Raw genomic sequence first — 19,793 nt, 5'->3', positions numbered from 1 at the left:
AGATTAGGTTTTGAATGGCGCACGTTGAATAAGCAAAAACAACAGGGTAGAGGCAGCAGTAGGTTGGAGAAATCCGCCGCTAGTTTAGTGCGTGGGCAATGGTGGCTCGTTGCGCTGCTACTGCTATGCCTGGCACTGCCCGGTATGGCCCAGCAGCGCCGCAAAAAACAACCCACCAGAACCACACAGAGGAGCAAGCGGAAAACGACTGCCCGCCAGCCAAGGCAGACTGGTACCCGTTCCAAGAGCAAGGAGCAGCTGGAGCGTGAGCGCCTCGCCAATCTGGAGCAGATTCAGAAAGCCAGCCAAGAGTTGAGCCAAACCCAGGAAAAGAAAAAGGTAAGTCTGGGCCAACTGCACGTCATCACCGAAAAGCTGACGGAAAAAAAGCAGGTTATTCAGGGGATTTCGACTCAACTGCACGGCATCGAAACCAACGTACACCAGACGGCTCAGCAGGTCATCCAGACGCAACGCACCCTGTCCCAGCTCAAGAATGAGTATGCCCGGCTGCTCTACACGGCTTCGAAAACGTCCAATGGCTTCAACCGGTTGATGTTTTTGTTTGCTTCGGAGTCATTCAACCAGTTCTCGCTGCGGCTGCGCTACATCCGGCAGTACACCGAGGAGCGGCAGCGGCAAGCGGCCCGCATCATGGGCACGCAGTACCGGCTGCACCAGCAGCTTTCGGGCCTTACGCAGCAGCAGCAGCGCAAGAGCAGCTTGCTTAACAGCCAGCTTAACGAGAACAAAAACCTTCTCACCCTCAAATCGAAAGAGGATGAGATGGTGCAGCAGCTCAGCCAACAGGAGCAGGGCTTACGCCAGGAACTGGAGGAGCGACGCCAAGCTGTCAATCGCCTCGACAACCTCATTGCGGCCCGGGTACGGGAAGAAATTGCCCGTGCCGCCCGTGCCGCCCGTTTGGCTGCCCGCCGCGAAGCCGCCGTAGCCGCCGCTCGTGCTGCCCGCCGGGCCGCTGCCGCCCGCAACGCCGGTGGCGGGGCCGGTCCGGCCCGCACGCAACGCGACCCCGAAACCAGCACTGCCGAAGAGTCATCGGATGCCGACAACGCCACGGCTAACCCTGAGATGGATGCGCCCGAAACGGCTGCCGAAGCCGCCGCCGACCGCCGCGCCGTGCGCATTGCCCTTACCCCCGAAACAGCGCAGCTGTCGTCGTCTTTCTCCGGCAATCGGGGCCGGCTGCCCTGGCCGGTGGCGCGCGGCTTCATCAGTCAGCACTTTGGGCGGCACCCGCACCCTGTGCTCAAGCACGTAACCGTTGAGAACCGGGGCGTAGATATTCAGACTGGCGCTGGAGAATCCGTTCGCGCCTGTTTCGATGGCAAGGTGCAAACCGTGACCAACATCGCGGGCATGAATACCATTGTCATGATTCAGCACGGCGACTTCTTTACTGTGTATGCCAAGCTGCGCTCCGTGAACGTGCACGAAGGCCAGCGCGTGACTGCCCGTGAAGTCATCGGCACCGTTGCTACCGATTCGGAGGGCACCTCTGAAGTGCAGTTTCAGGTGTGGCACAATTCTGCCAACCTAAATCCGGAATCCTGGCTGGGTCATAAGTAACAACTCTCGAGTCGCGCAGTGATGCCTTTTGTGAAGCGGGCGAAAATAAAAAAACCCGCTCCAAAGGTGCGGGTCTTTCTGAGCTATGAAAACAAACTTAGCTGTCGGCAACAACGACCATTAACTGGTGTGCTGCAACCGATAACCGTAACAAAATTGCATCTTTCGGAAGAGTGCTTTCCGGGCAACTCGGTGAAGTGAGGCTAGCGCCCGGCGAACGTCAGGTGTTGACCGGTGGCGGCTCTTTTACACCAGCGTCAGGCGGCTTAATAACCCCGCTTTATAGGAGCTGCCGATGGGAACCCGTACGGGCGTACGCGACTGACCTGCTACGGCATTGCCATCGAGCAGCGCTGCATCAGCCTCAATGGCCACAATGCGGTCGAGCCGAACGATGTATTTGCGGTGAATGCGTGCGAAATCGCGGCCTGGCAGCTTGGTTTCCAGGTCCTTCATAGTGCCATACACCGTGAGGCGTTCACGAGTGGTGTGCAGGTTCACGTAGTCGCCCAGGGCCTCCACGTACTGCAAGTCAGCAGTGGATACGCGCACGAGGCGTTGCTCCTGCTTCACAAAAATCTCGTTGCGGCTGTTGGCATAAAGTGCTTCGCCGGTGTTATTAGCCATGCGCAACACACCGTCGAGCTTCTGGCGCTCGTCTTCCAATTGCAGGCGGATGCGGCGCAATTCCAGATGGGCCATTACCTGCCGGGCCAGCATGCGCAGGGCATCACGCTGGTCAGTGCTGAGCTGCCGGGGCACAGTATCGAGGGTGCAAAGCGTGCCCAAAGGCTGTCCCTCGGCCGAAAGCAGGGGAGCACCGGCGTAAAAACGAATATTGGGCGAGCCCGTCACCAGTGGGTTATCGGCAAAGCGCGGGTCGGAAGCCGCGTCGTATACCTCGTATACATCGCTGGCCCGCATGGCATGCTGGCAGAACGAATGCTCACGGGGCGTTTCATTAGGTTCCATGCCCACCTTGGCCTTAAACCATTGCCGCTCGTCGTCAATCAGAGAAACCAGCGCCATTGGCGTGCCACAAATGAAAGCGGAGAGCTGTGTCAGGTCGTTAAATATCTGTTCAGGCTCTGTATCAAGAATCTGATAGCTGGCAAGCGACTCCATGCGCTCGGCTTCATTTACTTGGCGTAGTGGGGCGTCGGTGGGGGACTTAGATGGCTTCACGGCTTGATAGTGAAAAGGAACCAGTGCGCTATAAACAAGCTTATGAGTAAAACAAATAAACCCCTAAAGTAGGCGCAAAGTGTGGAAACTCAGGAAAAAAGGTAAGCAAAGCTAATTCCGGTACTCCATCTGGTTATACTGGATTCCGCTCAATGGCAACTGATACCCGTTCAACCTCCACTATCAGCCTATCAACCGCAGATAAAATGATTGCAGCCCGCGGGTGCTACCTCCTTAAACATCGTTAACTGGTATCTTTGATGCGCCAAAAGGCGCTTAGCTGCGTATATCCTTTTTTCTCATCCCTTATCGGGCATCTAAGCCCTTATCCTCATGCTGCATTCCCTGTTCCTGCTTGGTAGCTTCGGTACCACCGAAATGCTGCTCATCCTCTTCGTTGTTATTCTGCTTTTCGGTGCCAAGCGCATTCCGGAGCTATTCAAAGGCATGGGCCAAGGGGTGCGCGAGTTCAAAGACGCCAGCACCAAGCCGGAGGACCGGCAGCCCGAATACCGCGACCAGCCAGCTCCTCCGTACCAGCAGCAGTATCCGCAGCAAGGCTATCCCCAACAGGGCTATCCTCAGCAACCTGCGCAGGGTTACCCTCAGCAGGGTGGCTACGCACCTCAGCACCCGCAGCCCGGCCAGCCTGGCTATCAGCAGCCCGCGCCGTCGGCTTACAACCCGAACGACCCCAACCACAATCTGGGTTAATCGATTTATTATTTTAACGCATTAGGTAGAAGTCATGCAAACCCCCTTCATCCTCTTTCTGGGCGACATTGGCGGCTCGGAGCTGATGCTCATTATGGTGGTTATCCTCATTTTCTTTGGGGCTAACAAAATTCCTGAGCTAGCTCGGGGCCTTGGCAAAGGCATTCGTGAGTTCAAGGATGCCAGCACTGAGATTCGTCGCGAGTTCGAGCAGGCCGGGCAGCCCAACCAGTCGAACAATTATAGCCAGCAGCCGAACTACGGTCAGCAGCCAAACCCTAACTACGCACCTCAGCAGCAATTTCCAGCGCCGCCAGTAGCTCCGGCTACCGAGCCCGGTTCGGGCTTCGACCCTTGGGCTACGCCCGCCGCCGCTGCCGTAACGACCACACATACCGAGCCGCACCCACCCACGGCCGACGCTCCCTTTGTAGCTCCTGCTTTGCCGCCAAATATGGCACCCGAAGGCACGCAGCCCCGCCAGCCCTATATTCCCGCCGCGCCCGACGCGTAACTCCCTGATTAGGTCACCTAAATCTGCAAATAGTTTGAAGCGTTTTCAGTCTTTATCCGAAGTTCGTACCGAGCTGGCGGCAGGCACCACGTCCTGTCGTCAGCTCGTTGAGTATTATCTGGGCAACATCGAGCGCCAGCAGCACCTCAATGCCTTTCTGGAAGTTTGGTCTGATGAAGCCCGCGCCCAAGCCGATGTCGTAGATGCCAAGCTGGCTGCCGGCACGGCTGGCCCGCTGGCTGGCATGGTCATCGGTATTAAGGACGTGCTGGCGTATGCTGGCCATTCGCTGCAAAGCAGCAGCCTGATGCTGGATGGCTTTAAGTCTTTGTACACAGGTACAGCCGTGCAGCGCCTGCTCGATGCCGATGCCATCCTCATCGGCCGCCAAAACTGCGACGAATTTGCTATGGGTGGCTCGAATGAGTCGTCCTACTTCGGCCCGGCCCGTAACGCAGCTGATGCTGAACGGGTGCCCGGTGGGTCGTCGGGCGGTTCGGCGGTGGCCGTGCAGGCCGATATGTGCCTGGCTTCGATTGGTTCCGACACGGGCGGCTCAGTACGTCAGCCAGCGGCATTTTGCGGTGTGATTGGCTTTAAACCAACTTATTCGCGCATTTCGCGCTATGGGCTAGTGGCTTTTGCGTCGTCGTTCGACCAGATTGGTCCCATTACCCGTTCTGTGGCCGATGCCGCGCTGCTGACTCAAGTAATGGCCGGCCCCGATGGCATGGACAGCACGGCTAGCCAGCGCGAGGTACCCGCCTACAGCCAGCAGCTTACGCCTGCGTCGCATTACCGCATTGGCTACATTGCCGACGCGGTCGACAGCGAAGGCCTGAACCCTGAAATCAAAGCCGCCATGGAAACGCAGCTCGACCTGCTACGCGGCCAGGGCCACGTAGTGGAGCCGGTCGATTTTCATTACCTGGATGTGATGATTCCAACGTACTACATCCTCACTACTGCCGAAGCCAGCTCCAACCTGGGGCGCTTCGATGGCGTGAAATACGGCTACCGTGCACCGGATGCTACCGACCTAGAGTCGCTCTACAAAAAGAGCCGGACTCAGGGATTCGGAGCCGAAGTGCAGCGGCGAATTCTTCTCGGCACCTTCGTGCTAAGCGCCAGCTACTACGACGCATATTACACCAAAGCCCAACGGGTGCGCCGGTTGATTAAGGACAAAACCGACGAGTTGTTGCGTCAGTACGATTTCCTCGTGTTGCCAACCACGCCCACGACGGCTTTCAAAATTGGTGAGAAGCAGGACCCGGTTTCGATGTATCTGGCCGATATTTTCACGGTGCAGGCTTCACTGGCCGGGGTGCCCGCCATCTCGGTACCGGTAGGGGAGGATGAAAACGGCTTGCCCATCGGCTTGCAGGTAATGGCTGGCGCATTCCGCGAGGCCGAGCTGCTGGCTTTTGCTAGCTTGCTGACCGAGGAAGTAGTGGCCTAGTTGCCTGCAGTTCTCGAATACAATCACCGCCGTGCTGTGAGCTTGAGCTTACGGCACGGCGGCTATTTTTTGGGGCTTGGTGCAATGAATTCGATGCTGCGGGGGGGCAGTAGCTTGCTTACCAGCCGGTGAAGTCGGTGCTCAGTATTGCGAATTTTCTTTTTAATGGGGTGCTGCTGAAAATTGAAGTCCGCCAGCGCCGCCAGTTCCTCTGCAACCGTGCGTTGCTTGAGGTGCGACTCCAGTAGAAAAGTGCTGATGCTGGCATTCCATTCGTCCTTGGTGCTCCAGTAGTGGCCGATGTAAGGCCGGGCTTCCTGCATGGGATAGGTTTCAGTGAGGGCGACGGACAGCGAAAATTGCTCAATCAGCCGTGAGGTAACCCTAAGGGCGCACATTTCGTCGCAAATGCGTAGCGCCAGAGCAATGGCCTCCAGGTTGTGCGTAGCGGGCAAGGCTACTACGCCCGCATTCCACATCTGGTGCTTTTCCTGAATGATGACACCGCCGAACGGCTTGCCCTGCACCTGCTGCCACATAAGGCGCTCCGTTTTGCTGGTTAGGGCGGCCAGAGAACCTTCTGCTTCGTGCATAAAAGCAGTGCCGGTTGCTAGCTGCTGGCTGAGCTGGCTGAGCGAACCATGCAAAAACGTGTCGGTATCGAGGTAGAGCAGTGGAATATCCGGCTGCTGCTGCGCGACGAGCTCCAACGCTTTGATTTTGGCCCGCCAGAAAAACTTGTATTCCCCCTGCCATTCGTTCAAAATGGCCGCGTCGATGGCCTCTATCGTTACGGCCGACCCCAAGTGCCGGTAGAAATCCGGCGAATCGGTTACAAGCTTGATACTGGTGATAATACCGGGGCCTTGCCGGAGGAAGGACAGAATGGAGAAGTTGGTCTGGAAATGAACTTGGACGTTCTTGCCGAAGACCAGATAGAGAAGCTGCATGCCGCAAGGTAAAAGGTTTGCCTAAAACGGGCCGGTTGAGTCTGTCGGGGAATTCACTGGAGCCTTTGTTTCGATGGAAATACATCCCAGAGCAGCTTAATATTTGGAAGTAATCGGATAAAATGCGCCTGAACGAGAGGGGACGACCATCAAACTCAGCTTTCCGTAGAAGCAAAATTATTTTATCTCTACAAGTTCTTTACCTCTGCCTTACCTTAGTGCTATGAAGCAAGGGATTAAGCAAGTGAAAACTACCCAGGGCGGCCGGCTGTGGCTGGCCCTGGCGCTGCCTTGGCTGCTGCTGCAGACGACTGAAACCAAGGCCCAACAGGTACCGCAGCCCGATTCGGCTGCTTCTATGCCCGCGCTGCTGGGCGACACCGTACGGGTGCGCCTGGAACTGCAGCCCGATTCGCTGGTGGCAGCACCGGTAGGCCCTGCAGTCATCGACTCGGCGCGGCTGGAATGGCTGCGCACGCCACCCACCCTGCGCGACCTGGTGTGTGACCGGGTAGGCTGCATCGAAACTGATGTGCCGCACCAGTTCAACAACTCAGTGATGGCCTACGTGACGCTCTTCACGGCCCGCAACCGCGCCTACATGCAGCGTGTATTGGAACGAGAGCAGTTTTACTTCCCCATTTTCGAGAAATACCTGGCAAAATATAACCTCCCCACGGACCTGAAATACCTGGCTGTGGTAGAGTCTTCGCTGATTCCGACGGCCAAGTCGCCGGTTGGCGCCACCGGCCTCTGGCAGTTTATGGGCCCCACGGCCGGCGACTTACGCCTAGTGCGCGACGAGTGGATTGACGAGCGCATGGCCCCTGAAAAAGCCACCGAAGCCGCTTGCAAGCACCTGCGCTACCTCTATGGCGTATTTCATGACTGGGAACTGGTGCTGGCCGCCTACAACTGGGGCGCAGGCAACGTGCAGCGCGTAATGCGACGCACCGGCAAAAAGAATTTTTGGGACATGTACCCCAACATGCCCGCCGAAACGCGCAATTACGTGCCCACCTTCACGGCCGTGATGTACAGCATGAAGTACGCCGAAGCCCACGGCCTGCGTACATCTAACCTGCGCTACCAATATGCCGAGCAGCTGGATACGCTCAACTTGCGCGGCTATGCCTTCGACCTGCGCCGCCTGAGTCGGGCTTGTGGCTACGACGACTCGCTCTACCTCACGCGCTACAACCCGGAGCTGCGTAGGGCCGCACTGCCGGCCGGCTACCGGCCCTACGTGGTGCGCTATCCAGCATCGGCCGCCGGGCACTTAGGCGATGTGGACCGAACCACGCTACTCCAGTATTGCCAGCCTACCGCTGCGCTACCTCAGCCATTGGTGTTTCTGCCGCCCCGCCTCGATGGCGTGGAGCCTTGGGTGAACCGGCAGCAGCTGGCCGCCACTGCGGGCCCTCGTGCCAGCGCTGACGACGAAGCACCGCGTTTCCGGCGGGTGCCGCACAAGGTGAAGCGCGGCGAAACCCTTGCCAGCCTCGCCGAACGGTTTGAGGTAAGCCAGACCCAGTTGCGTCGGTGGAACGAGCTGCCCAAAGGCCGCGCACTGAAGCCAGGTAAACAACTGGTGATTTTTGTGCCACTCCCAACGGCCGCGCTGCGTCGGGCCCCCGCTGCCCCGCCGGCTACGGAGATTCTGCCCATGGTGGCAGCCGCGCCCCACCCGGCGCGGTCCTCGGTTTCGGCTGAAGAAGCGGCAGCCCGCAGAGAGCAGGCCGATGCCAACGCCCGCGAAGTAGCCCGCTTACAAGAGCTTACGCGCCAGGAAAAGATGCAGGAAGCACGACTGGCTGGCATCCGGCAACGGCAGGCCGTGCAACAGGCCGCTGCCGAAGCCCAGGCACGCATAGCGGCCCGTCGTCAAGCACAGGCCCAGCTCGCCGATGCGAAGCGCAACGAGGCCAAGGCCACGGCAGCAGCTGCGCCCGAGCCGGAAGAAGAGGCCGATGAAGTGCCAGCCGTCGCCACCAACGATGCTACTCCTTACACTGTACGCAAGGGTGATAACCTCACTCGTCTGGCCCGCGAGCATAATGTTACGGTAGCTCAGCTGGTGACTTGGAACGACCTGGAATCGGAAACGGTAGTGCTGGGCCAACGGCTGGTTTTCCGTGCGCCGGCTTCGGGCGAGGGAAAGGCTGAAATGCCCCGACGGCAGGCACCAGTGGTAGCCGCTGCTAAATCGGCGGCACCGGCTCTGGCCGCTACATCGCGGCCGGCTGCGGATAAGCGGGCGCTACCCTCCCAAGTGCATCTGGTACAGCCCGGCGATACGTTGTTCAATATTTCGCGGCGGTTTGGAGTAAGCGTGCAAAAGCTGCGCGAGGTCAACCACCTTACTTCTGACGAGGTAAAACTGGGCCAAAAGCTGCTGGTACCACAGAGCTAAAAACCCATCCCGAACTAATAATTGTCGGGCTTGCCGCGCATTTGGCGCTAATTTCGCCCTAGACGGCCGCGCTGCCCCGCGCGGCCGTTTCCATTTTGAAGAATTCCCGATGCTGAAAATAAACAAGCAAGACGCGCTCAACTACCATTCGCAGGAGCCCGCCGGCAAGATTGAAGTAGTGCCCACCAAGCCCGTGAGCACGCAACTTGACCTGGCCCTGGCCTACTCGCCTGGCGTGGCCGAGCCCTGCAAGGCCATTGCCGCCAACCCGGACGACGTATACAAATACACCGCCAAGGGCAACCTAGTGGCTGTTATCTCGAACGGTACGGCGGTGCTGGGCTTGGGCAACATCGGCCCGGCCGCCAGCAAGCCGGTGATGGAGGGCAAGGGCGTGTTGTTCAAGAAATTTGCCGGTATCGACTGCTTCGATATTGAGATTGATGCTACCGACCCCGACGAGTTTATTCGCATTGTGAAAGCGCTGGAGCCCACCTTCGGCGGCATCAATTTGGAGGACATCAAAGCGCCGGAATGCTTCCGTATCGAAACCGAGCTGCGGGAGAGAATGAACATTCCGTTGATGCACGACGACCAGCACGGCACGGCCATCATCACCTCGGCCGCGCTGCTGAACGCGCTGGAAATCGTGGGCAAGAAGATTGACGAAGTGAAGCTAGTGGTGAGCGGCGCGGGTGCGGCGGCCGTTTCCTGCCTGCGCCTGTACTTGGCGCTGGGCCTGAAGAAGGAAAACGTGGTAGTGTTCGATAAGGACGGCATCATCAACAGTGCCCGCACCGACTTGGCCCCCATTCAGATGCAGTTCGCGACTGACCGCGAGGTGGCTACGCTGGAAGAAGCCATGAAGGGCGCTGACGTATTCCTGGGCCTGTCGGCGGCCAACGTACTGCCGGCTGGCTTCCTGCTACTAATGGCCGACAACCCCATCGTGTTTGCGCTGGCCAACCCCGACCCGGAAGTGAGTTACCAGTTGGCCATGGCCACCCGCGACGACCTGATAATGGCCACCGGCCGCTCCGACCATCCCAATCAGGTAAACAACGTCCTGGGTTTCCCCTACATTTTTCGGGGTGCTTTGGACGTACGCGCCACCGAAATCAACGAGGCCATGAAGCTGGCAGCCGTGCACGCCCTGGCCGAGCTAAGCAAAGAGCCCGTGCCCGAAATGGTGAACAAAGCCTACGGTGACAATACCTTAGCTTTTGGGCGGGCCTACCTCATTCCCAAGCCGCTCGACCCGCGTCTGATTACCAGCATCAGCCCAGCGGTGGCCAAAGCAGCCATGGAAAGTGGCGTGGCCCGCCTGCCCATCGAAGACTGGGCAGCCTACGAAGACCAGCTCCGCGCTCGCCTCGGCGTGAACCAGAAGCTGATGAACCGCATGACTTCGGCTGCGAAGTCGAACCCCAAGCGTGTGGTTTTTGCCGAAGCTGACAACTATAAGATTCTCAAAGCAGCACAAATTCTACGTGATGAAGGCGTGTGCTGGCCCATCCTGCTGGGGCGCGAGGAAAAGATAAACGCCATTGCCCGCGAGAACAGCCTCGACCTTGAAGGTTGCGAAATCATCAACATTCTGAATCACGACGGCAAGCGTGAGGAGTTTGCCAACCTGCTTTACCACAAGCGCCAGCGCCGTGGTATGACGCTTTACGAAGGCCGCCGCCTGATGCGTGAGCGCAACTACTACGCCGCCATGATGGTGGAAACAGGTGAAGCCGATGCCTGCATCACCGGCCTCACCAAGGACTACGGCAAAAGCATTATTCCTTCGCTGCAAGTGATTGGTACCGAGGAAGGGGTGAAGCGCGTGTCGTCGATGTACATCATTCAGCACAAGAAAGGTCCTTACTTCTTTGCCGACACTACTGTGAACATCAATCCAACCGCCGAGGAAATGGTGGAGATTATCGGCCTTACAGCCCGGGCAGTACGTTTCTTCGATGCCGAGCCGCGTATTGCCGTCATCAGTTACTCCAACTTTGGGTCGAATGCCGGCGTGCTGCCCGAAAAAACCCGCCGGGCCACTGAGCTGGCCAAAGCCCGATTCCCCAACTTGCTGATTGACGGCGAGATGCAAGCCAACGTAGCTCTGAGCCCGCAACTGCTGCAGGAGCACTACGGCTTCTCGCCGCTGGCTGAGAAAGGCGCTAATACACTGATTTTTCCCAACGTAGAGTCGGGCAACATCGCCTACAAAGTGCTTCAGGAAATCAGCGGCACCGAGGTTATCGGGCCGGTGCTGATGGGGATGCGCAAGCCAGTTCACATTCTGCAGCTGGGAGCCAGCGTGCGCGACATCGTGAACATGGCCGCCATTGCCGTAGTCGATGCCCAAACGGGCAGCCGGGGGCTGTAGATAGAAAAATAGTAGCATCTAAGAACGTCCGGCGGAGCTTTGCTCAGTTGGACGTTCTTTTTTTATTCCTTCACAGCTTCCTCATTTTGCCCAACATTTTTGGCCGAAAAGCCAGTAGATTTGGGAGATAAAAAGCCCGTCACTGATGTTACCCAGCCACAGTAGCATTTCTTTCGATTCCCCTTTCCCCGGTTTATGATTGCCTACCTCGACGGTAAACTCGCATACAAAGACGCCACCCTCGCCATTGTCGATATTCTCGGCGTAGGGTATGAAGTCCGCATTTCGCTGGCCACGTATTCCAAGCTTCCGGCCGAAGGCCAGGCCACCAAAATCTACACCTACCAACACATCAAGGAAGATGGGCAAACGCTCTACGGCTTCCTCGACCCCAGCGAGAAGGCGCTGTTTATGCTGCTGATTTCGGTGTCGGGCATTGGGCCGGGCACGGGCATTGTGATGGTCAGCAGCATGAGTGTGGGCGAAATCCGCGAGGCCATTGTAAGTGAAAATGTGCGGGCCATCCAGAGCATCAAAGGTGTGGGGCCAAAAACGGCCCAGCGCGTGATTCTGGAGCTAAAAGACAAGATGCGGAAGGACGAGCTGCTGGCCAAAGCCGGCGTTGATACCGTGCCACTCGCCCGCCAGCACAATACGCGGCGCGCCGAAGCGTTGCAAGCCTTGGTGACCCTCGGCTTTGCGCGGGCCGCCGCCGAAAAGCTGCTGGACCAGATTCAGCAGAAGCACGGTGGGGAGCTAAGCGTGGAGGAATTGATTAAATTTGCTTTGAAGTCGCATTGAGTCGTGGCGCGAATTTTGAGGCTCGCGTCGCCGCACGGGTTGTCTCGGTGAGGTAGTCAGAATCAGGTAGTCAGCATAAAGTTGACTACCGAATTTCGGATTGCCGGGCACTGATTACTCAGTACTACTTCTACATATGCCGTGCCTGGCGTGGGCCGGTTGGTCTGCGCCATTATCCACCTATCCTGCTTGAAATCCGGACAGAAATTACTCCCCGCTTCGGTTGTTGTGGTTGCGTCGTTGCTGGCGTGGTGGGCCCAGGCCTCACCCGTTGCCGGCTCGCGGGCTACCCGCCTGTGGCTACGCGCCAGCCGGACCCTGGCCTCCGATACCCCCCGGCCCGCTGGGGCGGTGGCAGATACTTTGGGCCCTTACAAGCCGAGCCGCCGGCCCCGGGTACGCGCGCACGACCGGCCCGGTAGTCCTTTCGGCAAGCAGCACCGCGACTCGCCCTTGGTGTTGCCCTTGCCTAAGAACGTAAAGCTGGGGGTGACGGTTGACGATAGCCTGAAAAATTTTGACGTTAAGGAGAAAGTCGGCGCCGAGGTAGACTACCGCGACCCCAGCGTGGTGAGCTATAAAGAGTACGAGGAGTTTCAGCGGCGGCAGGCCATTGGCGACTACTACCGCCAGAAAGCCAAGGGTGGCATCACCGGCCCAGCGGCGGCGGCGGGCACGCCCCAGGCCCAGCGCCTGATTCCGAAGATTTACATGGGCCCGATTGCCAACCGAATTTTTGGGGGCAGCTACGTGGACATTCGGCCGGCGGGCTCGGTTACGCTCAAGTTTGGCGCCCGCTTCAACAAGAATGAGAACCCGGCCCTAACCCTGCGCCAGCAAAGCGTGGGCGACTTTTTGTTTGAGCAGAACATCAACGTCAACCTCACGGGGGCCATCGGCACCAAGCTGAAGCTGGTGTTCAACTACGATACCAAAGCTGCGTTCGACTTCGACAATCAGATGAAGTTTGACTACGCGGGCGAGGAGACGGACATCATCAAGAAGGTTGACTTGGGCAATGTGAGCCTGCCACTCACCAACTCGCTGGTGCAGGGCGGGCAAAACCTGTTCGGCGCCAAAGTTCAAACCCAGTTTGGCCGCTTGGGTGTGACAGCCGTAGCCGCCACCGTGCGTGGTACCGCCGACGAGGTGCGCGTGCAGAACGGGGCCCAGAGCCGGCAGTACGAAATCAAGGCCAGCCAGTACGAGAAGGACCGGCACTTTTTCCTGTCGCAGTACTTCCGCGACCGGTACGACGAGGCCTTGCGCACGTTGCCCACCATCACGAGCGGCGTGAGCATCACGCGCCTGGAGGTGTACGTGACCAACGACAACCGCACCACCGAAAACCTGCGCAACGTGGTGACGTTGATGGACCTGGCCGAGCCGGCGCGAATCTACCAAGCCAGTAAATACCGTGTCGGTAATCCCAGCATCCGCACGCCCGCCGACAATTCGGCCAACAGCCAGTTCCAAACCCTGGTGAGCGGCGGCAGCGCCGCCCGCGACAACCTGGGCGTGGACAACTTCCTGCAGATAGGGCAGGGCCTGACCAAAAACGTAGACTACGAACGGGTGCGCGCCCGCAAGCTCGACCCACGTGAATACACCTTCAACCCTCAGCTCGGCTATCTAAGCCTGAACACGGCTCTGCTGCCCGACCAGGTGCTCGGTGTAAGCTACACCTACCTCTTCAACGGCAAGACCTATAAAGTGGGCGAGCTCACGGAGGCCTACGGCAACCTGAGCGCCGACCAAGTGGTGTTTCTGAAGATGCTGCGGGCCAGCAATCCCGGCGTGGGCCTGGCCGACCCCTCCCTGAACCCGCAGAACACCAACCTGCTGACACGCAACACGCCGACCTGGGATTTGATGATGAAAAACATCTATCCCCTGAACGCCTCGCAGCTGAGCCGGGACAACTTTCAGCTGCAAATCATTTATAAGGACGATGCCACAGGCGTCGACCTGATTTCGCTGAAGGAAGGTGCCCGGCTGACCAACCGGCCGCTGATTGAGGTGCTGAACCTCGACAAGGTGAACTCCAACAACGACAAGCTGCCGGATGGCAACTTTGACTTTTTCCCCGGCATCACCATTGATACGGAACTGGGCAAGGTCATTTTCCCGAATGTGCAGCCGTTTGGCTCCTACCTGCAGTCGCAGTTCGACCCCACCGAAACCGGCTTGATTGACAAGTACGTGTACTCGGACCTCTACAACCAGACCCAGAGCGACGCCCAGCAGCGCCAGGAGAAGGATAAGTTCTTCCTGCGTGGGCGCTTCCAGGGCGGGGCGGGGTCGGACGAAATCAGCTTGCCGGGCATTGGCATTGCGCAGGGGTCGGTGCGGGTGCGCTCGGGCTCGACGCTGCTGACGGAGGGCACCGACTATCAGGTGTTCTACGACCAGGCCAAGGTGAAAATCCTGAATCCAGCCTACCTGAACTCGGCCAACGAGTTGAAAGTAGAGTTTGAGAAAAATGCCCTGGTACAGGTGCAGCCACGTAAGCTGGTGGGCGTGCGCCTCGACTACAAGCTGAACCAGGACGTGACCATCGGCGGTACGGCGCTGCATCTGTTGGAGAATCAGGCCCCCGGCATCAACCGCGTGAACATTGGCGACGAGCCGGGTAACAACACCATTGTGGGCCTGGACGGCAGCATCCGGAAAGACAGCCGCGTGCTGACCAAGTACCTCGACATGCTGCCCTTCGTGTCGACAAAGGAGATTTCGACCATTGCCTTCAGCGGCGAATTTGCTAAGCTGCTGCCGGGCCGCTCGCAGCTGGGCAACGGCGAAAACGGCGTGTCGTACGTCGACGACTTTGAGAATGCGCGTACGCCCTACACGCTGGGCGGGCTGGCTAGCATTCCGGCTTGGCGTCTGGCCTCAACGCCGGCTCCCCTTGCCGGAAACTCGGTGGGGCTGTCTTACAACTACAAGCGTGCCAAACTGGCCTGGTACACCATCGACCAGAGCTACTACACAGGTGGGTCGAGTATTCCGGCTAACATTGGCGCTGGCGACCTGCTGAATCACTACGTGCGTGGAGTGAAGCGCGACGAGGTATTTCCCAACAAAGACCTGGGCTCGACCGGCAACGGCTACGAGTACACCTTCGACTTGGCCTACTACCCGAAGCAGCGCGGGCCTTACAACTACAACCCGAACATCGGGTCGGATGGTAAAAGCTTTAATCTAAGTGTCGAAGACCCGAAGGACAAGTTTGGTGGCGTCAGCCGGGCCATTACTTTCGATACGGACTTTGACAACGCCAACATCGAATACCTGGAATTCTGGATGATGGACCCGTTCATCAATTCGGCCAACGGCGTGGTGCTGGACCCGGACAACCCGACTCCGACCCCTAATACTCACGGTGGCGACCTGATAATTAACCTGGGCAACGTGAGCGAGGATGCGTTGAAGGACCAGAACCAGCACGAGTTCGAAAACGGCCTGCCTACCACCACCGACCCGCAGGATATTACCGACAATAGTAACCCTACCGTGTGGGGACGGGTGACGCGCCAGCAGTTCCTGACTGATGCCTTCAACGCAGCGCCCGGTGCGCGGACAGCTCAAGATGTTGGCCTCGATGGCTTGAACGACGATAATGAGCGGGCCAAAGCGGCTACCAGCTATGGTACGCAATTCGCCCAGTTACCCGACCCTTCAGCCGATAACTTCCGGCACCACCTCGACCCCAGCTACGACCAAAGCAACACCAAGCTGCTGGGCCGCTACAAAGACTACAATGGCTACGAAGGCAACTCGCCCGAAAACAGCCAGCTCAGTTCCACTGCTTTCCCCGACAAGGAGGACCTGAACCGCGACAACGTGGTGCAGGACGTGGAGCAGTACTACGAGTACAAGATGCAGTTGCGGCCCAATGGGCTTGACATAGGCAATCCCAATTCCCGTTATATAATTGACAAGGTGACCACGCCGCCCATCAACGGCGATGCGGTAACGTGGTACCTGTTCCGTATTCCAGTACGCGAGTACACACGAATACAGGGCAATGGTGGCCGGGATTTTGGCTTTAAAAACATCCGCTTCCTGCGCATGTACATGACCGGCTGGAGCGAGCCGGTGGTGCTGCGCTTGGTACAGCCGCAGTTTGTGGCTAACCAGTGGCGCCGCTTCCTTTACCCTATCGTGGATAGCCGGCAGAGTAACACCCTGCCTCCGGGTCAGGTTACAGATGCTGATGCCTTCAACATCTCGACGGTGAGCATAGAGGAGAATGGCCTGACTACGGCCATTGGCTCTAATAAAATTCCGTACGTGTCGCCGCCTGGTATTCTGCGCGATAAGGAGTATGGCAGCAGCAGCACCTCGCGCCTCCAAAACGAGCAGAGTCTGCGCCTATCTGTGGTCAACCTGCGCGACGGCTACGCCAAAGCGGCCTACAAGAATATAACCATCAACATGCTGCGTTATAAGCGCCTGCGCCTGTACCTGCACGGCGACAGCGACGATAATACTGTACGCGATGGTGAAGTCGAAGCCTTTATCCGCATCGGCACCGACTATACTCAGAACTACTATCAATACTCGCTACCCCTAACACTGACCAAAGAAGGCGAGCGGACTCCTGAGGAAGTGTGGCCCGTTGCCAACCAGATTGATGTAGCCTTTCAGGACTTCATCGACGCTAAGGCCAAGCGTAACCAAGAACATGTTTCACTGACAGTCCCTTACTCCGTGGTGCTGGCAAACGGTGCCACCATTACTATTATGGGCAACCCGGACTTCTCGGCCGTACAGGGCGTGATGTTAGGCGTGTTGAACCCGGTGGGCGGCCTCGACCCCACCACCTCGTCCAAATCCGTAAACCTGTGGGCGGATGAGTTCCGGGTGTTCGACTTTGAGCAGCAGGCCGGCTATGCGGCTACTGCCCGCCTCAACGTGAAGCTGGCCGATGTGGCCAACGTGACGGCGACCGGCAGCTTCACCAGCGTGGGCTTCGGCGGCTTGCAGGACAAGGTGCAGCAGCGCTCGATTGACAACGTGTTCCGGGGCGACCTGAACACCACCGTGGCCGTGGAGAAATTCCTGCCGCCCCAGCTGAACCTGCGCGTGCCGGTGCTGCTGCAAGTGGGCCGCGAAAGCCGCTCGCCCCTCTACGACCCGCTCGACCCCGACACCAAGCTGGACCAGAGCCTGCTGAAATTCAACAAAGGCACCGACAGCGAGAATGCGGCGGCTCAGGCGGCGTATCGCAAGCTGGTCATCGACCAGACCACCAGCCGCAGCATTGCCGTGCTGAACGTGCGCAAGGAACGCGGCCAGCCCAAGCCCGGCGCGCCCGTCGTGAAACCCAAGCCTTGGGACATTGAGAACGTGGCCCTGAGCTACTCCATCACCGACCGCCTGCATTCCGATATCCGAACCGACCGCGACTACACCAAGTCGTATACTGCCGCCGTGGCCTACGTGTACCAGACCACGCCCAAGAACTACACCCCGCTGGCCTCGATAAAGGCCCTGGATAATCCCTATCTCAAGATTTTTCAGGCTATCAACTTCACGCCGTTGCCCTCCCGCTTCTCGTTCCGCACCGACTTGGACCGGCGGTATAATGAGCGGTTCCTGCAGCGGGTGCTGGAGCCGGGTACGCTGCCGGTACTGGCCGGCGACGCCATCATTCAGAAGTCGTTCTACGTGAGCCGCATCTACGACCTGAAATGGGACCTGACCAAAAGCCTGATTTTCGACTACACCGCCACCAACCGGGGTGTAGTAGACGAAGGGCCCGGCCGCACCATCGGCGAAAGCCAGACGGCTATCGACAACCGCAGCCAGCTTCAGCGCAACCTGATTCAGGGCGGCCGTACCGTCAATTTCAATCAGGTGGCCGCTGTGACCTACCGGCTGCCGCTCGACAAGTTCCCGCTCACCGACTGGCTGAGCGCCGACACGCGCTACGCGGCTACCTACAACTGGCAGGCCGCCTCGCTGGGCCAGCGCGCCCTCCGCAACCCCACCAGTGCCACCGATACGGCTACTTATCAGGTGAACCTGGGCAACACCATTCAGAACAATGCCGAGCTCAGTGCCAACGGCAAGATTGACCTGGTGAAGCTTTACAACAAAGTGAAGTTCCTGAACATCATCAACAACGCGTCGCCGCCCATGGCCAAGCCCAAAGCTTCCCGCACGGCCGACTTGCTGCGGACTGGCGATGCACAGTCGCGCCCCGCTACCTCAGTACCGGACACGACGAAGGAGAAAAACCGCTTCGTGAAAGCCGTGCTGCGCTCCCTGATGACGGCCCGCTCCATCAACTTCACCTACGTGCGCTCCAATGGCACGCTGCTGCCCGGCTACCTGCCCAAAACCAACCTGTTTGGCTTCGACCACGGCTTCACTGCGCCTGGCCTGCCCTTCATCATCGGCCAGCAGCCCAGCAGCCTCGATGAGCTTTATAACACTGCTAACAGCAAAGGCTGGTACACTCCGGAGAGCCAGTACCTCAACACGCCGCTCAGCTCTCTACTGACCCAGACTATAACACTACGCACGGCGCTGGAGCCCTTCCGTGGCTTCAACATTCAGGTAGATGCCCGCCAGCAGCTAGCTCGCAACCGAGAGGTGTACTACCGCAACCAAGTGAACGATACCACCCTGGTGCCCGTGCGTGATGCAGTTACCGGGCTAACTACCCTAGCCCCGCACCCGCTGTTTGGCACGGGCTCGTTCCAGACCTCGACCATCACCATTCAGACCTTGTTTGGCGATTTGGGGGCCAATGGTGAGACTTCCAAGGCCTTCACACGCTTCGTGAACAACCGGCCCATTGTGCGTGGCAAGCTGGCCGCTGCCAACACGGATAAGTCAGGTGCATACGGCTATAATTCGCAGGAAGTCCTGATTCAGAGCTTTGTGGATGCCTACCACGGCCGCTCCTCCGATGGCTACGAGGCCAAGCCCTTCGACCCCTTCTCCATGATACCGCTGCCCAACTGGCGCGTGGACTACAACGGTTTTGCCGACTTGCCCTTCGTGAAAAAGTATTTCTCATCTTTCACGCTCAACCACGCCTACACCTCCATCTACAGCGTAGGCAGCTACACCACGGCCACCGATTATGAGTCGAACTTCAACGGTGACAATGACTTCCCCAACCTGAAGAATAGCACGGGCCAGTTCGTGCCCTACTACATTGTGGGTCAGGTGAGCATCTCTGAACGCCTTGCCCCGCTCATTGGGGTCAACTTCCAGACCGTGAGCCGGGCTACCGGCCGTCTGGAGTATCGCACCAGCCGCGACATTGCCCTGAACACCACCAACGCCCAGGTAACAGAGCTGTACACCAACGAAATCATCGTGGGCTTCGGCTATGCCACCAACAGCCTGAAGCTGCCCTTCCGGGTTGGCGGCGAGCAGCGCGTGCTTAAGAACAACCTCACTGCCCGCCTCGACCTGAGCATCCGCGACAACATCACCATTCAGCGCAGCATCATCGACGTGGCCGACCCCGGCAACCCGCAGGGCTTGCCAGCCTCCGTGGGCCGCGCGCAGGGCCAGATTACCAACGGCTCGAAAACCTTCCAGCTACGCCCCACCATCGACTACCTGCTCAATACCCGCCTCAATCTGCAGCTCTACTACAGTCAGACCATCACCACGCCGCGCATCAGCAATGCCTTCCGTAACTCCACTACCGAAGGGGGGGTGCAACTGCGCTATAGCCTGACGCAATAAGTGAAAGACGAAGGCCGGAAAGCCGGAATGGGGAAGTGAATGGCACATTTGGCTATTCACTTCCCCAT

The 19,793-nt window shown here is 58.5% G+C and carries 10 protein-coding genes; 8 read left to right on the top strand and 2 right to left on the bottom strand.

Annotated features, from left to right (window positions below; genetic code table 11):
* The first annotated feature begins 144 nt into the window (after positions 1 to 144).
* Positions 145 to 1,590, top strand: coding sequence for a murein hydrolase activator EnvC family protein (locus J4E00_RS28610; protein WP_208178786.1), 1,446 nt, complete (start codon positions 145 to 147; stop codon positions 1,588 to 1,590).
* A gap of 246 nt (positions 1,591 to 1,836) precedes the next feature.
* On the opposite strand, the gene J4E00_RS28605 is transcribed toward J4E00_RS28610, so the two are convergent.
* Positions 1,837 to 2,775, bottom strand: coding sequence for a GAF domain-containing DNA-binding protein (locus tag J4E00_RS28605; RefSeq protein ID WP_208178785.1), 939 nt, complete (start codon positions 2,773 to 2,775; stop codon positions 1,837 to 1,839).
* Between the two features lie 333 nt (positions 2,776 to 3,108).
* Here J4E00_RS28605 and J4E00_RS30165 point away from each other — a divergent pair, with 333 nt between their 5' ends.
* The 3 genes from J4E00_RS30165 to gatA are packed head-to-tail and all read left to right on the top strand — an operon-like array spanning position 3,109 to position 5,465.
* Entirely contained in the window at positions 3,109 to 3,489 is a 381-nt protein-coding gene (locus J4E00_RS30165; RefSeq protein ID WP_208178784.1) for a twin-arginine translocase TatA/TatE family subunit, read from the top strand.
* A gap of 34 nt (positions 3,490 to 3,523) precedes the next feature.
* Complete coding sequence (gene tatA / locus J4E00_RS28595) at positions 3,524 to 4,003, top strand: twin-arginine translocase TatA/TatE family subunit (protein ID WP_208178783.1); 480 nt, start codon at positions 3,524 to 3,526, stop codon at positions 4,001 to 4,003.
* 34 nt (positions 4,004 to 4,037) lie between these two features.
* Positions 4,038 to 5,465: an Asp-tRNA(Asn)/Glu-tRNA(Gln) amidotransferase subunit GatA gene (gene gatA, locus J4E00_RS28590; RefSeq protein WP_208178782.1), complete on the top strand. Its 1,428-nt coding sequence runs from the start codon at positions 4,038 to 4,040 to the stop codon at positions 5,463 to 5,465.
* Between the two features lie 62 nt (positions 5,466 to 5,527).
* Here gatA and J4E00_RS28585 read toward each other — a convergent pair whose 3' ends face one another.
* Positions 5,528 to 6,415 carry a hypothetical protein gene (locus J4E00_RS28585; RefSeq protein WP_208178781.1) on the bottom strand — a complete coding sequence of 296 codons (888 nt, stop codon included), beginning with the start codon at positions 6,413 to 6,415 and terminating at the stop codon, positions 5,528 to 5,530.
* Positions 6,416 to 6,638: 223 nt separating this feature from the next.
* Between J4E00_RS28585 and J4E00_RS28580 the strand changes: the two genes are divergently transcribed.
* From J4E00_RS28580 to sprA, 4 genes are all read left to right on the top strand, one after another.
* Positions 6,639 to 8,828 (top strand): lytic transglycosylase domain-containing protein, encoded by a 2,190-nt coding sequence (locus J4E00_RS28580; RefSeq protein WP_208178780.1) that lies wholly within the window; start codon positions 6,639 to 6,641, stop codon positions 8,826 to 8,828.
* Between the two features lie 109 nt (positions 8,829 to 8,937).
* Positions 8,938 to 11,208: an NADP-dependent malic enzyme gene (locus tag J4E00_RS28575; RefSeq protein WP_208178779.1), complete on the top strand. Its 2,271-nt coding sequence runs from the start codon at positions 8,938 to 8,940 to the stop codon at positions 11,206 to 11,208.
* Positions 11,209 to 11,403: 195 nt separating this feature from the next.
* A complete protein-coding gene (gene ruvA / locus J4E00_RS28570) occupies positions 11,404 to 12,009 on the top strand; it encodes a Holliday junction branch migration protein RuvA (RefSeq protein WP_208178778.1) in 606 nt (201 codons plus the stop codon).
* A gap of 189 nt (positions 12,010 to 12,198) precedes the next feature.
* Positions 12,199 to 19,725, top strand: a complete 7,527-nt coding sequence (gene sprA, locus J4E00_RS28565) for a cell surface protein SprA (protein ID WP_236050335.1) — start codon at positions 12,199 to 12,201, stop codon at positions 19,723 to 19,725.
* The last annotated feature ends 68 nt before the right edge of the window (positions 19,726 to 19,793 follow it).

Source organism: Hymenobacter negativus (assembly GCF_017571495.1).
Lineage (GTDB): Bacteria > Bacteroidota > Bacteroidia > Cytophagales > Hymenobacteraceae > Hymenobacter > Hymenobacter negativus.
Note: the sequence above shows the minus strand (reverse complement) of the source record. Positions and strands in the feature narration are given on the sequence as shown.

What these genes read in the sequence shown, in the direction of transcription:
- J4E00_RS30165 (WP_208178784.1), top strand. Translation starts at nt 3,109, where the DNA reads ATGCTGCATTCCCTGTTCCTGCTTGGTAGCTTCGGTACCACCGAAATG.
- J4E00_RS28610 (WP_208178786.1), top strand. Translation starts at nt 145, where the DNA reads ATGGCCCAGCAGCGCCGCAAAAAACAACCCACCAGAACCACACAGAGG.
- J4E00_RS28585 (WP_208178781.1), bottom strand. Translation starts at nt 6,415, where the DNA reads ATGCAGCTTCTCTATCTGGTCTTCGGCAAGAACGTCCAAGTTCATTTC.
- ruvA (WP_208178778.1), top strand. Translation starts at nt 11,404, where the DNA reads ATGATTGCCTACCTCGACGGTAAACTCGCATACAAAGACGCCACCCTC.
- J4E00_RS28580 (WP_208178780.1), top strand. Translation starts at nt 6,639, where the DNA reads ATGAAGCAAGGGATTAAGCAAGTGAAAACTACCCAGGGCGGCCGGCTG.
- J4E00_RS28575 (WP_208178779.1), top strand. Translation starts at nt 8,938, where the DNA reads ATGCTGAAAATAAACAAGCAAGACGCGCTCAACTACCATTCGCAGGAG.
- tatA (WP_208178783.1), top strand. Translation starts at nt 3,524, where the DNA reads ATGCAAACCCCCTTCATCCTCTTTCTGGGCGACATTGGCGGCTCGGAG.